Raw genomic sequence first — 13,671 nt, forward strand, 5'->3', positions numbered from 1 at the left:
AGCGGCGTGACCGGGGGCACGCCGCAAAACCTTGATGCTTGTTGGCCTTACTGGTTGAGGAAGACCTTATCGAGCAGGCCACCATCGGCGAAATGCTCCTCGGAAACCTTTTCCCAGCCGCCAAAAGCGTCTTCTACGGTGACCAGGCGAATGGCGGGGAAGTCAGCGGCGTGAGCGGCGGCGACGGTCTCGTCATGGACACGATGGAAATTAGTGGCGGCGACTTCCTGGCCTTCGGGCGTGAAGAGGAAATCGAGATACGCCTTGGCCAGATCGCGGCTGCCGCGGGCATCGACCACCTTGTCGACAATGGCGACGGGGAATTCGGACAGGAAGCTGACCGAGGGGATCACGGCATCATATTTGTCGGCGCCTAGCTGCTTGCGCACCCCGAGCACTTCGGCCTCGAACGTCACCAGCACATCGCCCAGCTGACGCTCGGTGAAGGCGGTGGTGGCGGCGCGGCCGCCTGTTTCGAAGACGGGCACATTGCTGAACAGCTTGGTGAGGAAAGCCTCGATCTGGGCTTCGTCGCCCTTATATTCCTCAGTCGCCCAGGCGCGGGCGGCGAGATAAGTGTAGCGGCCATTGCCGGAGGTTTTGGGATTGGGGAAGATTACCTGCACGCCATCGGCAGCCAGATCGCCCCAATCCTTGATGCCCTTGGGGTTGCCAGCGCGCACCAGGAAAGCCGGGAAGGAATAGAACGGCGCTGCGTTATTGGGGAATTGAGTCGCCCAATCGGCCGCCACAAAGCCGCCATCGACGAGCTTCTGGATATCGGTCACCTGATTGAAGGTGACGACGTCAGCGGCAAGACCTTCGAGCACGGCGCGTGCCTGAGCGGATGAGCCGGCATGGGACTGGTTGACGGTGACAGTAGCGCCCGTAGCCGCATAGGCGGCGTTTTCGGCCTCGAACAGCTCGCGCGCAATATCATAGGACGCGTTGAGAATGTCGGTGGGCTGGGCGAAGGTCGGGGTCGCGCCGAGGGCCAGGACGGCCACGGCGGTGGCGAGAAACTTGTTCATGTGACGCTGAAGCTCCAAAGGCGCGTATGCATTGGCAGTTTGATGCAATGGCAGCGATTGCGGCGTCAAAGGCTAAAGTCTTGGTTTGGATGAGTAATTTATAGCGCCGTGCTGTGGGGCAAAGACGTTGCGCGGCGGTGGTCAGTGGCGCGATAAAGTTCCGGTGAGCGTGGGTGTTTCATTGATGCGGCAACGCACTCGGTGTCACCCCGGCGCAGGCCGGGGCCCATCCTGAGTTCTTTGGCATGCCGCCAGGTGGTGGGTGAAGGCCCACACAGACCTTGCGGCTGGGCTGGTGTCTCGAGATGGGCCCCGGCCTGCGCCGGGGTGACACCGAGGGTGAGGTGAGGGTTGCGATAAACACTTAGCCCTTGCGCTAAGTGTTCACACCATGATACTTAGCCTTATGGAACAGTATCAGCAACTCGACGGGATTTTTCAGGCATTGGCCGATCCGACGCGGCGGGCGGTGCTCAGCCGGTTGGGGCAGGGGCCGGCCAGCATTAGCGATTTGGCGCGGCCCTTCGACATGGCGCTGCCCTCCTTCATGAAGCACATCCGGTTTCTGGAGGGGAGCGGGCTGATCCAGACCCGCAAGAGCGGCCGGGTGCGGACATGTGCCATCGACAAGCAGCGGTTTGCGGCGGTGGAGGCGTGGCTAGCCGATCAGCGGGCGCTGTGGGAAGGCCGGACCGACCGGCTGGAGCAATTTGTTATCGCGGAACGGGACAAGACAAAATGAACAAGACGAATCCGGAACTCGACCTGACGATTACGCGGGTGATCAAGGCGCCGCGCGCGGCCGTGTGGCGCGCCTGGACCGACCCGGCGCGCTTTGAGAAATGGTGGGTGCCCGAGCCGGCTCTGTGCAAGGTGGTGGCAATGGACCTGCGACCCGGCGGCGCCTTCACCACGCAGATCAGCGAGGATGGTACCGCGTTTGGCGCTCACATCAATGGGTGTTTTCTGGCGGTGGACGAGGGCGAGCGGATCGTGTTCACCAATGCGCTGGTGGATGGCTGGCGGCCGGCGGCGCAGCCCTTCATGACCGCAATCATCACCCTGGCCGATCATCCCGAGGGCACGGAATATATGTCCTACGTGATGCACAAGGACCGCGCCGACCGCGACATGCATGCGGAGATGGGATTTTATGACGGCTGGGGCATGGTGATGGGGCAGTTGGCGAAGTTGGTGGAGGGGTGAGGCCCCGAAAGCTGTCTCACCTACGGTGTCACCCCGGCGCAGGCCGGGGCCCATCCTGAGATTGTAGGCATGCCGCTAGGTGGTGGTCGAGGACATACACCTTGCGGCTGGGGCGGCATATCGAGATGGGCCCCGGCCTGCGCCGGGGTGACATCGAGTTTTTTGGGGCGTGGTGGGTAGCGGTGGCTGCTGGACATAGAAAAAGGCCGCTCTCGATCGAGAACGGCCTTTTGCATTTGAATCCGAAAGCCAGCCTAACGCGCTGTTAGTTCAACACTTTCGCTGGCTCAGCGAACAAATCATATTCGTCGCTACCGGTAACTGTCACCGAAACCAGATCACCCACCTTGATGCCGTCGGCCTTGGAAACGATGACCTGGCCGTCAATGTCGGGGGCGTCCCACTTGGAGCGGGCGATGACGCGGTTATTGTCGGGATCGACGTCGTCGACCAGCACGTCGATAGTGCGGCCGACCTTTTTGGCGAGCTGACCGGCGGAGACGTTCTGCGCCACTTCCATCAGCCGTTCCCAGCGATCCTGCGCCACGTCGTCAGGGACGATGCCGTCGAGTTCGTTGGCGGGGGCGCCGGTGACGGGCTCATACTTGAAGCAGCCGGCACGGTCGATCTCGGCTTCCTCGATGAAGTCGAGCATCATTTCGAAATCGTCCTCGGTCTCGCCAGGGAAGCCGACGATGAAATTGGAACGCACAGTCAGATCAGGGACTTGGCGCTTCCAGTCGAGAATGCGATTCAGCGTCTTTTCCTGGTGCGCCGGGCGCCGCATGGCCTTGAGGACCTTGGGGGAGGCGTGCTGGAAGGGGATGTCGAGATAGGGCAGGACCAGGCCTTCGGCCATCAGTTCCATCACCGCGTCGACATGCGGATAGGGATAGACATAGTGCAGGCGCACCCAGGCGCCGAGCTGGCCGAGTTCCTTGGCCAGGTCGTAGAACTTGGCTTTGACGGGGCGGCCGCGATAATTGCTCTCGGCGTATTTGATATCAACGCCATAGGCGCTGGTATCCTGGGAGATGACCAGCAGTTCCTTGACGCCGCCGCGGATCAGGCCTTCGGCCTCGCCCAGAATGCCGGCGGCGGGGCGGGAAGCCAGGTCGCCACGGATCTGGGGGATGATGCAGAAGGAGCAGCGATTGTTGCAGCCTTCGGAAATCTTGAGATACGCGTAATGGCGCGGGGTGAGCTTGAGGCCCTGCTCGGGAACAAGGTCGATGAACTTGTTCGGCACCGGCGGCAGATGCTCGTGCACCGCATTGACGACGTTTTCGTATTGGTGCGGGCCCGAAATGGCGAGCACCGACGGATGGGTCTTGCGGATCAGCTCTTCTTCGACGCCGAGGCACCCGGTGACGATGACGCGGCCGTTTTCGTTGAGGGCTTCCCCGATGGCTTCGAGCGATTCCTGCTTGGCGGAATCAAGGAAGCCGCAGGTATTGACCAGCACGATATCGGCGCCGGCATAGTCGCGCGAAAACGAATAGCCCTGCGAGCGCAGGGTGGACATGATGCGCTCGCTATCGACGAGGGCTTTGGGGCAGCCGAGGCTGACGAGGCCAATTTTTGGCGCTTGGCTCATGTGAGCAGGATTTCCAATGCGTGGATTTGTTGGGCGCGTCATATAGAAAGTTTGACGGTTACGCAATGTGACTGTCCCTCGCCACACGCGGGGCTGACCTGCCAGGCGTGGCGAACACGGCATCTTGAACACGCGAAAAGGTGAACAGTGCGTCCGGCATTGTTCGGGTTTGCGCTTGCAAGCGGTTGAGTTAGTGGAGAATTTGCCTAAGCGTCACCGGGATTCGTTCCCTGCGCAGCACTCAACGCTCACAAGGATCACTGAATGTTCGATCGTCTCTCCGCCTACGCGCCGCAGGCCCTCGCCGTGCTACGCATTATTGCCGCCCTGTTGTTTATCGCCCATGGCACGCAGAAGCTGCTGGGTTTCCCCGCGACCGACATGAGCCCGCCCGCTTTCTCGATCTTCTGGTTTGCCGCCATCATCGAAATCGTGACCGGCGTGCTGATCGCCATCGGCTTCTTCACCCGTCCGGCCGCCTTCATCGCTTCGGGCACCATGGCGTTTGCCTATTTCATCGTGCATGCGCCGATGAACTTCTTCCCCGTCAACAATGGCGGCGATGCAGCAATCCTGTTCTGCTTCGTGTTCCTCTATCTGGTCTTTGCCGGTCCGGGCGCCTGGAGCGTCAACAAGCAGTAAGCTTGCGCCCGTAATGAAAAACCCGCCGGGACATGGGTCCCGGCGGGTTTTTTGTGCTGTGGATTCCGCTTCTAGCTGGCGTCCTTGGGCGGCGGGGTGCGCTTGGCGGTGCGGCGGGGCTTGAACACTTCGCCCGAACTGGTGGCTGGCGCGCGAGGCGCGTCGGGCGAGGGCTGCGCGGGCGGCACATAGGGGGCTGGGTCAGTGGCCGGGGTGATATATTCGTCGGCTTCGGCGTAGTCGGCGTCTTCGCCTTCCTCGGCGAGGTCACGAATGGCGTCGCGCACTTCATCGAGCAGCGAGGCCGAATAGCGCGAGCGATTGACCGTCTCGCCACTCGCCTCATTGGTCTTGAACCACACCAGCAGCGCTTCGCAGGCAATGCGCAGGCTGACCAGCGCGAGCAGGCCGAACACGGCGATCTCGAGCAGGCCCCACAGGCCATTGCCGAAGCCGAACCCGAAGCTCCAGAACAAATGGCTGACCGCCCAGAGCAGAATGCCGGCCAATCCCAAAGCGTAGAGAATCGGCACCAGCTTTGGCGACAGAATGGCGTCGAGCCGGAACAGGGTTTGGCGCGTAAACAGGCGCTTCAGGTCATCCAGGGTCATTTCAGGCTCCTTCCGAGGCTCGATTCGAGCTTAACCGCAACTTGGGCAAGTCAGCTAGCCGAAACAAGGCCTTCTGCAGCCGAACTCATTGTCGGCCCAAAGCGCTGTTCGAAACACCGGCGCAGCACCGAATCGACTTCGGGCATCGAGACGAGCTGGCCCAGATCCTCAAAGCTGGTCACGCCCTGGTCGGTAATGCCGCACGGGACGATGCCGTCATAGTGGCTGAGATCAGGGTCCACATTGAGCGAAATGCCGTGGAAGGTCACCCATTTGGAGACGCGCACGCCGATGGCGGCGATCTTGTCTTCCTTTCCAGCGCCCTTGTCCGGCCGGTCGACCCACACCCCAATGCGGCCCGTACGGCGCTCGCCGGCAATATTGTGGGCGGCCAGCGTGTCGATGACCCAGCCCTCGAGCCCCTGCACCAGGCACCGGATATCGCGGCCACGCTCGCGCAGGTCGAGCATGATGTAAGCCACGCGCTGGCCGGGACCATGATACGTATATTGCCCGCCGCGCCCGGCATCATAGACCGGCAAACGGTCCGACAGCAGATCGCCCGGCACTGCCGAGGTGCCGGCCGTATAAAGGGCAGGGTGCTCCAGCAGCCACACGGCTTCGCCCGCCTCGCCTGCTGCAATGGCCATGGCGCGAGCCTGCATGGCCGCAAGCGCTGCCGGGTAGGGCACGGGTTCGGACGAAATCAGCCATTCCACCGGCTTGTGGTCGGCGCGGATGAGTTTGCTGGTGCTCTCGCAGCCCTCGGGAGGTGTCGTTAACGCTTTCATAACCATAAATGCCTGACGATCATGAGACAGAGATTCCGCGCGCCTATCGTGCTGCGGACGAGGTTGCTGACTTATCTATGAGCACATTAGACAATATTGAAGTGGACATCACCGTCGAGCTTGGCGCGACGACCATGCCGATCCACCATTTGCTGCGCATGGGCCGTGGCGCGGTGATCGAACTGGACGCGATGGAAAACGATCCGCTCAATATCTACGCCAATAACACATTGATCGCCCATGGCGAGGTCAGCGTCGAAGAAGGCCACCTGCGGGTGCTGATCTCGCAAAAGGCGATCAAGCGGGGCTAGGACTTGCCCCGGGCCTGGTCCGGGGCTAGCGTGACCGCTCTAAGGAAACACCAAATGCTGCAGTCCCACATCGTCGTTGTAGGTGAAAGGTGCATGGTCCGGTAGCGGAAGCCATATCCGTTCGCCATGCGCCCCCGAACAATCGTTCGGGGGCTTTTTTGTTTTTGGAGGATGAAAACCGATGCGCCAGGCAAGCGCCCCGCCGGCTCTGACCACGCTGATCCTGATCACGGCGACCTCCGTGGTAACGCTGAACATGATCGTGCCCTCGCTGACCAATATCGCGCGCGATCTGGATGCAGACTATGCCCTGGTCAGCCTCGCCCTGGGCGGCTACCTCGCCGTCACGGCTGCGGTCCAGCTCAGCGTTGGCCCGCTTGCCGATCGAATTGGCCGGCGGCCGGTCTTGCTGGTAGCGCTGGCCGTGTTCACGCTCGCTTCGCTTGGCTGCGCCATGGCGCAGAATGTGTGGATGCTGCTGGCATTCCGCATGCTGCAGGCCGCGGTGGTGTCGGGCTATGTGCTGTCGCTGGCGATCGTTCGCGACACCAATGAAGGCAGCGATGCTGCGCGATTGCTGGGCCGCATCAGCATGGCCATGGCGCTTGCGCCCATGTTGGGGCCGATGCTGGGCAGCGTGCTGGACGCAGCCTTTGGCTGGCGCATGATCTTCGTACTTTATGCGGTGGCTGGGGCAGGGCTGCTGTGCCTGGCATGGGCAGACGTGGGCGAAACCATCCGGCCTTCTGCAAAACCCGGCGAGAGACGATTGAGCACGCTGCTCAGCAAGCCAGTGTTCTGGAGCTACGCGCTGTGCACAGCCTTCTCGACCGGTGCCTTCTATATATTCCTGGCCGGAGCCCCGCTGATTGCCACCGCCGTTTTCGGCATCGGCACGGCCGAGCTCGGCATGTTCGTCGGCAGCATCACGGCTGGTTTCATCGCGGGTGCTTGGTTGGCAGGCCGTCTCGCCGGCCGGTATTCGTCTGCGACGATCATGTTGATGGGCCGGATTTTTGCCTGCCTGGGACTCGCCGCGGGCCTGATCTTGGTCGCTATGGGCGAGCTGTCGCCGCTCCTGTATTTCGGATCCACGATCTTTGTCGGCCTGGGCAATGGCATGACCATGCCGAACAGTAATGCCGGAGCCATGTCGGTGCAGCCGCGGCTGGCGGGAAGCGCTGCGGGCATAACCGGCGCGCTAACCGTGCTGGGTGGCGCGTTGCTGACCACGGGGACCGGGCTGGCATTGTCCGGCCAGCCGTCGCCCATGCTCCTGCTGGGGTTAATGCTGCTGGCTTCGTTCATGGGCCTGCTGGCCGCGGTTGCGGCCATCAGGCTGAGCAAGTCCGTGCCCAGCGGCCAGCCGGCCTAGGGTGGCAGAGCGCCTCCCAATCCACAGCTTTCGCGGAATCTCGATTTAACCGCTTGAGGTTGGGTAAGACCTTTGCTACATCCCCACTCGCTTCGGGCCTTTGGGAACGGAGCCTACCAAGCGTGCGGTCGTGGCGGAATTGGTAGACGCGCAGCGTTGAGGTCGCTGTGCCCGAAAGGGCGTGGAAGTTCGAGTCTTCTCGACCGCACCAAATATTCAAAAAAGCCGTGTAATCCCTAGATTACGCGGCTTTTTGATTCCTGGTCCATTTCGATGTCGCGGAGCGGGCATGTCGGCTCTGCGCGTTTTTCGCGTGAGAACGCCGAACCGGGATGATATTGCTGCCGCATGTACACACCACCCGCCTTTCGCGAAGACGACCCCCAGGCCCTGCGCCAGATTATGCGCGAGACCAGGCTTGCCACGCTGGTGACCGCCACGGCCGAGGGCCTGATGGCAACGCCGCTACCGCTTATTCTCGATGAGAATGAGGGCGAGCATGGCGTGCTTTATGGGCATTTGGCCAAGGCCAACCTGCAGTGGAAAGCGCCGGTTATCGGGGATGCGCTGGTCATCTTTTCGGGGCCGGATGCCTATGTTACGCCGTCCTGGTACGCCGCTAAGCAGGAACACGGCAAAGTCGTTCCGACCTGGAATTATGTGGCCGTTCACGCCCATGGCCCGATCGAGTTTTTCGAGGATGAAGCGCGCCTGTTCGATGCAGTCTCCCGGCTCACCCATCTGCATGAGCAGCCGCGAGAAAAGCCTTGGGCCGTCACCGATGCGCCCGCCGAATATATCCGCGCACAGTTGAAGGGCATTGTCGGCCTGCGCTTGCCGATCAGCCGTATCGAGGGCAAGCGCAAGATGAGCCAAAATCGCCCGGAGGCCGACCGGAGCGGTGTGGCGGCCGGTCTTGCCGGCAGCGAGCGGAACAGCGACCACGATGTCGCCACCATGATACCGACGGGACCCAATCATGCCTGATACCAGCCAACTTATCCTATATTTCGGCGCCTGCCTGCTGCTCGCAATCACGCCGGGGCCGGGCATTTTCTATGTTGCCGCCCGCACGCTGGCCGGTGGTCGTGCCGAGGGCATTGCTTCCAGTTTCGGCAATGGACTGGGCGGCATGGTGCATGTTCTGGCTGGGGCGCTGGGCGTATCGGCCATCGTGCTGGCCAGTGCCGAGCTGTTCACGCTGCTGAAATTCGCCGGGGCGGCCTATCTGGTCTGGATCGGCATTCGCACCATCCAGGCGGCACGGCGCGATGCCCGCGCGGCTTTGGGCGGCGAACTCGTGGCTTCGGCGGTCGGGGCAGGGCGGGCGTTTCGCGAGGGGGTGCTGGTCGAAGCACTCAATCCCAAGACGGCAGCGTTTTTCCTCGCCTTCATTCCCCAGTTCATCGATCCCGCGGCGGGCAATGTGGCGCTGCAATTCGTGGCCCTGGGCACCGTCTCGGTGGTGCTGAACACCCTGGCCGATATCGTCGTGGCCTTTGCCGCCAGCCGCATTCGCGCCGGGGCGGCGGCTAATCCCTCGCTGGTGCGGCGGCTGCGCGAGGCTTCGGGCGGCGCGATGATCGCGCTGGCGGGTGTGCTGGTATTGGCCCGGCGCCCGTCCTGACGGGAAGCACCGGAAAGGAAAAAGGCCGCCTGTTGAGGCGGCCTTTGCATTATGGGGAAGGCGTCGCGGGCGCCGGTTCAGCAGGCGGCGGCGTGGTTGCCGGCGTGCTGGTGTCGGCCGGGGGCGTACCACCACCGGCAGGGGCGTCGCCGCCACAGGCCGCCAGGGCAAGCGCCATCATCAGGGCTGCCGGGGCGATGAGGAATTTGGACATGGGATCACCTTTGTTGTTTGATCTTGGTCGTTCACACATCAGTGAGCTAAGCGGCATAATCGGGCAAAAGTTGGGACCCAAGGTGTTTTTGCCGTGGCGACTTACGCCCCGCCTGGCGCCGGACGCTGAGCAATCAGCGATTTGGGGGCCTTGAAGCGCCAGGCATCTTCCAGCCGCAACGAAAGTTCTTCGTCGGCTATGGCGGGCAGCCGGATCAGTACGGCCGGATAGCCGATATAATGGGGCGTCTCGAAATAGATTTGCGGCGAGATTTCCATCAACAGGGTCTTCTGCTCGGCCGGACACAGCAGCACGAGGGTATCGGCGTCCTTGAGGCGGACGATGAGCTTGCCGCGCACCTTGAGTGCCGGCGTGCCATAGCTGGTGGAGCGGGTGATGCCCGGCAACTGGCGAGCCTGGGCCAAGGCATGCACGCGCTCGAAGACGGTATCGAGGTCACCGGCGTCGCTCATCGGACGTTCCTCCCAATGCTCTGATTTTTCGGTACTTGTTGACCGAAAAACGCCGCCCCCAGTCTGGCGCATTGTGAGCCGATTGGCTACAGGTGGGCCTGCCCCCGACACCAGCGACACAAAGGGCCTCCAGTGAGCACAGATAGTGAAACCGTGCCCGGCCCAGAGGTCGGGATTGATCCCGATGCGCTGCGCGATGCGGAGGACCGCATCAGTCCGCTGTGGCTGGAACGTCTGCGCGCCTATTTGGATGCCGGGCGGGGGGATGACGTCGCCGCGGTAATGGAGCCGCTGCATGCCGCCGACGTCGGCGACGTGCTCGAATCGCTCGATGCCGAGGAGCGGCTGGCGCTGGTGCGCATGCTGGGCGACCGGTTCGACTATTCGGCACTGACCGAGGTGGACGAGAGTGTCCGCGTCGAGCTGATGGACGAGCTTTCCAACGCCGATATTGCGCGCGGCGTGACGGGATTGGACAATGACGACGCCGTCGCCATTCTCGAAGATCTCGAGCAAGTCGACCGCGACGAGGTTCTCTCGCAACTGCCAACCTTCGAGCGGCTGAGCCTCAAGCGCAGCCTCGATTTCCCCGAGGAATCCGCCGGCCGGCGGATGCAGACCGATTTCATCGCCATTCCGCCATTCTGGACGGTGGGGCAGACCATCGATTATCTGCGCACCGAGCCCGATCTGCCCGACGAATTCTACCAGATCTACGTGGTCGACGCGTCCTATCAGGTGCTGGGCACCATTCCGCTCGACAAGTTCCTGCGTGCGGCGCGGGTGGTCTCCATCGAGACTCTGATGAACACCAATTTCGTCCTGGTCGATGCCAATGAGGACCAGGAAGAAGCAGCCCGCGATTTCGAGCGCTACGATCTGGTCGAAGTGGGCGTGGTGGACGAGAGCAAGCGGCTGGTCGGCGTGCTGACCATCGACGATATCGTTGACGTCATCCACGAAGAAGCCGACGAAGACATCAAGCTGCTGGCCGGCGTGGGCGACGAGGATATTTCCGACACCACGATCGATACGGTGCGCAGCCGCGTGCCGTGGCTGGTGGTCAACCTGTTTACCGCGGTGGCCGTCTCCTACGTCATCGGCCTGTTCGATGGCACGATCGAGCAGATGGTGGCGCTGGCCGTGCTGATGCCCATCGTGGCCTCGATGGGCGGCAATGCCGGCACCCAGACCATGACCGTGACCGTGCGGGCACTGGCCATGCGCGAGCTGGATGGGCGGCGCCTGCGCCGGCTGATCACCCGCGAAATGGTGGTGGGCCTGGCCAATGGGGTGATCTTTGCCGTGCTGATCGGCCTGGTCACCTGGCTGCGCTTCGGCAATATCGAACTGGGCGGCGTGATCGGGCTGGCCATGGTGATCAATCTGATCGTGGCCGGCACGGCTGGCATTTTGATCCCGCTGGCGCTGGACAAGCTCAAGGCCGACCCGGCCATCGCCTCGGCGGTATTCGTGACCACCATTACCGACACGGTCGGGTTCTTCGCATTCCTCGGTATTGCGGGGCTGTGGTTCGGGCTGTTCTAGATGATCGAGCCGGGCAAGATCATCTTTGTGCATGGGGCCTCGAGCAGCGGCAAATCCACCATTGCGCGGGGCATCCAGGCGCAGATCGGGCTACCGTTCTGGCACATTTCCATCGATCACCTGCGGGATGCGGGCGTGCTGCCCTCGGGCCGTTTCAAAAGCGGTGAATTCGACTGGAAGGCGGCACGGGCACCGTTTTTCGACGGGTTTCACCGCTCGCTTGCAGCCTATGCGGCGGCAGGCAATAATCTGGTGCTCGAGCACATTCTGGATACGCCGGGCTGGTTGGACGAGCTGGTGGCTCTATTCGCCCCCTTCGACGTGTTTCTCGTCGGGGTGCATTGCCCACTGCCTTTGCTGATCGAGCGGGAAAAGGCCCGAGGCGACCGGCCCCTGGGCAGCGCCGAGCAGGATTTCCATACCATCCACCAAGGCATGGAATATGACTTTGAGGTGCAGACCGACTCGGATGCCCAAGGCAATGTCGAGCGGGTGATTGCGGCCTGGGAAAATCGTACCGGCCCGTCATTTTTTGCCCGCCGGGCGATGGCCTCCGGCGCCGCTCAACATCGCTAAAATGCCGGGAATTCGGGTTGGAACGTCTTAACCGCGCCCGGAATCAAGCCTGTGGACTGTGGCAACTTCGCCGCTTGCAAAGCATTTATGACGCAGTTAACGATTCATGACCGGGTGTGACCCCTGCGCGTCAGTGGCGTCGCCAACCGGAAGTGAACGGCTGACAAGGAGCGATCTATGCGAAGTCAACCGAAGGCCAATATGTGGCGAGCAGCGACCTGGACCATGGTCTGCCTGCTCTCGATGGGACTGGTTTTCTCCGTAATTGCTGGCGTCTAGGCGCTAGAGTTCTTCACTCACACGATTTAGGAGGGCGCCCAAGCCACTGGGGCGCCCTTCTTGCTTAGGAAACAATGATGAAGCTGCTGATCGGCAATCGCAATTATTCCACCTGGTCGCTGCGGCCCTGGCTGGTCCTCGCTCATTTCGACATTCCATTCGAAGACGAAGTGTTGCAACTCGCCGGCGAAGGCTGGCGCGAGACGCTGGCGGCGCGCTCGCCCACCGGCAAGGTGCCTGTGCTGATCGATGGCGATCTGGTGATCCCCGAGACGATTGCGATCATCGAATATCTGGTCGATCTTTATCCCGACAAAGCCATCTGGCCGGCCGATCTGCGGCAGCGGGCAATGGCGCGCGCCGCGAGTGCGGAAATGCATTCGGCGTTCCAATCGCTGCGCAGTCATGCGCCGATGAATTTGCGCGCCGCCCACCCCGGCAAGGTCAATATCGACACCGTCGGCAAGGACCTGCATCGGCTGGAAACCCTGCTGGGCGGCCTGCTGACTCAGTCGGGCGGCCCGTTCCTGTTCGGCGAATTCACCGCGGCCGACGCCATGTTCGCTCCGGTGGCCACACGCATTCGCACCTATGCCTTGCCGGTTTCCGATCTTCTGAACGCCTATGTCGAAGCCATCTACAGCCTGCCGGCCTTCCAGCAATGGCTGGCTTTAGCCCTGCGCGAACCGTGGGTCGTCGACGACGACGAAATCGACGTGATGCAGGGACGCGTCAAGCCGGGGACTTTGGCATGATCCATATGGTCAAACTCAGCGTCGGGGTGGCAAGCCTGGCGGAACTCGAAAGCTACCGTGACGAGCGCGCCCATTGGTGGGGCGCCGATTACGGCGAGGACGTGCATGTGCACCGCACCCGCATGCGCCCCAAGCGTGCCGAGGAGATGGAAGGCGTGTCCTCGATCTATTGGGTCATCGCCGGCGCCATCGTCTGCCGCCAGCCCATCCTGCGCCTGGCGCCCTATACCGATGCCGAGGGCAAGGATTACTGCGACATCATCATGAGCCGCGACATGGTGCGCACCGTGCCCTATCCCAAACGTCCCTTCCAGGGCTGGCGCTACCTCCGCCCCGAGGACGCCCCGCCCGACCTGGGCGCGAACGAGAATGCCGAAGCGCTGGCCCTGGCAGCGGATCTGGCGAAGCTGGGGCTGATCTAGCGTCGCTTATGCCAACCCACGGTGTCATTCCCGCGAAAGCGGAAACCTCCGTTTTCTTTATGCCAGTGCGTAAAACAGAGGTTCCCGCTTTCGCGGGAATGACATTGTGGCAAAGCACAAATTTCGCTCCGAGGGCACCTTCTCCCACACAGAAACCGCCGCGTTAACCAACCCTTAACCATGCGGGTTCGATGTGTTGACCAAGAGTTAATC

17 protein-coding genes and 1 tRNA gene are annotated in these 13,671 nt (G+C 62.2%); 12 read left to right on the plus strand and 6 right to left on the minus strand.

Translation table 11 applies throughout. The features are described from left to right. Positions 1 to 47 precede the first annotated feature (47 nt). Positions 48 to 1,031 carry a thiosulfate ABC transporter substrate-binding protein CysP gene (gene cysP, locus N8A98_RS18520; RefSeq protein ID WP_262167518.1) on the minus strand — a complete coding sequence of 328 codons (984 nt, stop codon included), beginning with the start codon at positions 1,029 to 1,031 and terminating at the stop codon, positions 48 to 50. 406 nt (positions 1,032 to 1,437) lie between these two features. On the opposite strand from cysP, the gene N8A98_RS18525 reads away from it, so the two are divergent. Both N8A98_RS18525 and N8A98_RS18530 read left to right on the plus strand, forming a co-directional pair. Continuing rightward, positions 1,438 to 1,773, plus strand: coding sequence for an ArsR/SmtB family transcription factor (locus tag N8A98_RS18525; RefSeq protein WP_262167519.1), 336 nt, complete (start codon positions 1,438 to 1,440; stop codon positions 1,771 to 1,773). Further along, on the plus strand, positions 1,770 to 2,237 hold the full coding sequence (locus N8A98_RS18530; protein ID WP_262167521.1) for an SRPBCC family protein: 468 nt from the start codon (positions 1,770 to 1,772) through the stop codon (positions 2,235 to 2,237). The genes N8A98_RS18525 and N8A98_RS18530 overlap by 4 nt, the downstream gene beginning before the upstream one ends. Positions 2,238 to 2,502: 265 nt before the next feature. Here N8A98_RS18530 and rimO read toward each other — a convergent pair whose 3' ends face one another. Further along, positions 2,503 to 3,834 carry a 30S ribosomal protein S12 methylthiotransferase RimO gene (rimO, locus tag N8A98_RS18535; protein WP_262167522.1) on the minus strand — a complete coding sequence of 444 codons (1,332 nt, stop codon included), beginning with the start codon at positions 3,832 to 3,834 and terminating at the stop codon, positions 2,503 to 2,505. A 264-nt stretch (positions 3,835 to 4,098) separates the two neighbouring features. Between rimO and N8A98_RS18540 the strand changes: the two genes are divergently transcribed. Further along, positions 4,099 to 4,476: a DoxX family protein gene (locus tag N8A98_RS18540; RefSeq protein WP_113122095.1), complete on the plus strand. Its 378-nt coding sequence runs from the start codon at positions 4,099 to 4,101 to the stop codon at positions 4,474 to 4,476. A gap of 71 nt (positions 4,477 to 4,547) precedes the next feature. On the opposite strand, the gene N8A98_RS18545 is transcribed toward N8A98_RS18540, so the two are convergent. Next, positions 4,548 to 5,087, minus strand: coding sequence for a DUF4282 domain-containing protein (locus N8A98_RS18545; RefSeq protein WP_113122096.1), 540 nt, complete (start codon positions 5,085 to 5,087; stop codon positions 4,548 to 4,550). Between the two features lie 50 nt (positions 5,088 to 5,137). After that, entirely contained in the window at positions 5,138 to 5,878 is a 741-nt protein-coding gene (lipB, locus tag N8A98_RS18550; protein WP_262167525.1) for a lipoyl(octanoyl) transferase LipB, read from the minus strand. Positions 5,879 to 5,955: 77 nt separating this feature from the next. On the opposite strand from lipB, the gene N8A98_RS18555 reads away from it, so the two are divergent. The 5 genes from N8A98_RS18555 (at position 5,956) to N8A98_RS18575 (ending at position 9,191) form a co-directional block, all read left to right on the plus strand. Continuing rightward, positions 5,956 to 6,189, plus strand: a complete 234-nt coding sequence (locus tag N8A98_RS18555; RefSeq protein ID WP_113122098.1) for a FliM/FliN family flagellar motor switch protein — start codon at positions 5,956 to 5,958, stop codon at positions 6,187 to 6,189. 181 nt (positions 6,190 to 6,370) lie between these two features. Then, on the plus strand, positions 6,371 to 7,564 hold the full coding sequence (locus tag N8A98_RS18560) for an MFS transporter (protein ID WP_262167528.1): 1,194 nt from the start codon (positions 6,371 to 6,373) through the stop codon (positions 7,562 to 7,564). Between the two features lie 124 nt (positions 7,565 to 7,688). Next, a tRNA-Leu gene (locus tag N8A98_RS18565) sits at positions 7,689 to 7,775 on the plus strand. Positions 7,776 to 7,912: 137 nt separating this feature from the next. Continuing rightward, complete coding sequence (locus N8A98_RS18570; protein ID WP_262167530.1) at positions 7,913 to 8,551, plus strand: FMN-binding negative transcriptional regulator; 639 nt, start codon at positions 7,913 to 7,915, stop codon at positions 8,549 to 8,551. Beyond that, entirely contained in the window at positions 8,544 to 9,191 is a 648-nt protein-coding gene (locus N8A98_RS18575; protein ID WP_262167531.1) for a LysE family translocator, read from the plus strand. Before N8A98_RS18570 ends, N8A98_RS18575 begins: the two co-directional genes overlap by 8 nt. Before the next feature lie 49 nt (positions 9,192 to 9,240). Here N8A98_RS18575 and N8A98_RS18580 read toward each other — a convergent pair whose 3' ends face one another. Together N8A98_RS18580 and N8A98_RS18585 are read right to left on the minus strand one after the other, a co-directional pair. Further along, positions 9,241 to 9,405 (minus strand): hypothetical protein, encoded by a 165-nt coding sequence (locus N8A98_RS18580; RefSeq protein ID WP_162740262.1) that lies wholly within the window; start codon positions 9,403 to 9,405, stop codon positions 9,241 to 9,243. A gap of 101 nt (positions 9,406 to 9,506) precedes the next feature. Continuing rightward, on the minus strand, positions 9,507 to 9,878 hold the full coding sequence (locus tag N8A98_RS18585; protein WP_262167533.1) for an MmcQ/YjbR family DNA-binding protein: 372 nt from the start codon (positions 9,876 to 9,878) through the stop codon (positions 9,507 to 9,509). A gap of 132 nt (positions 9,879 to 10,010) precedes the next feature. On the opposite strand from N8A98_RS18585, the gene mgtE reads away from it, so the two are divergent. The 4 genes from mgtE to N8A98_RS18605 all read left to right on the plus strand — a co-directional run bounded on the left by mgtE (position 10,011) and on the right by N8A98_RS18605 (position 13,458). Further along, on the plus strand, positions 10,011 to 11,426 hold the full coding sequence (gene mgtE / locus N8A98_RS18590) for a magnesium transporter (protein WP_262167535.1): 1,416 nt from the start codon (positions 10,011 to 10,013) through the stop codon (positions 11,424 to 11,426). After that, a complete protein-coding gene (locus N8A98_RS18595) occupies positions 11,427 to 12,002 on the plus strand; it encodes a chloramphenicol phosphotransferase CPT family protein (RefSeq protein ID WP_262167537.1) in 576 nt (191 codons plus the stop codon). 353 nt (positions 12,003 to 12,355) lie between these two features. Further along, on the plus strand, positions 12,356 to 13,036 hold the full coding sequence (locus N8A98_RS18600; protein ID WP_262167540.1) for a glutathione S-transferase family protein: 681 nt from the start codon (positions 12,356 to 12,358) through the stop codon (positions 13,034 to 13,036). After that, entirely contained in the window at positions 13,033 to 13,458 is a 426-nt protein-coding gene (locus N8A98_RS18605) for a DUF1489 family protein (protein ID WP_262167541.1), read from the plus strand. The genes N8A98_RS18600 and N8A98_RS18605 overlap by 4 nt, the downstream gene beginning before the upstream one ends. Positions 13,459 to 13,671 lie beyond the last annotated feature (213 nt).

Origin of the sequence: Devosia neptuniae (assembly GCF_025452235.1) — a bacterium.
GTDB lineage: Bacteria > Pseudomonadota > Alphaproteobacteria > Rhizobiales > Devosiaceae > Devosia.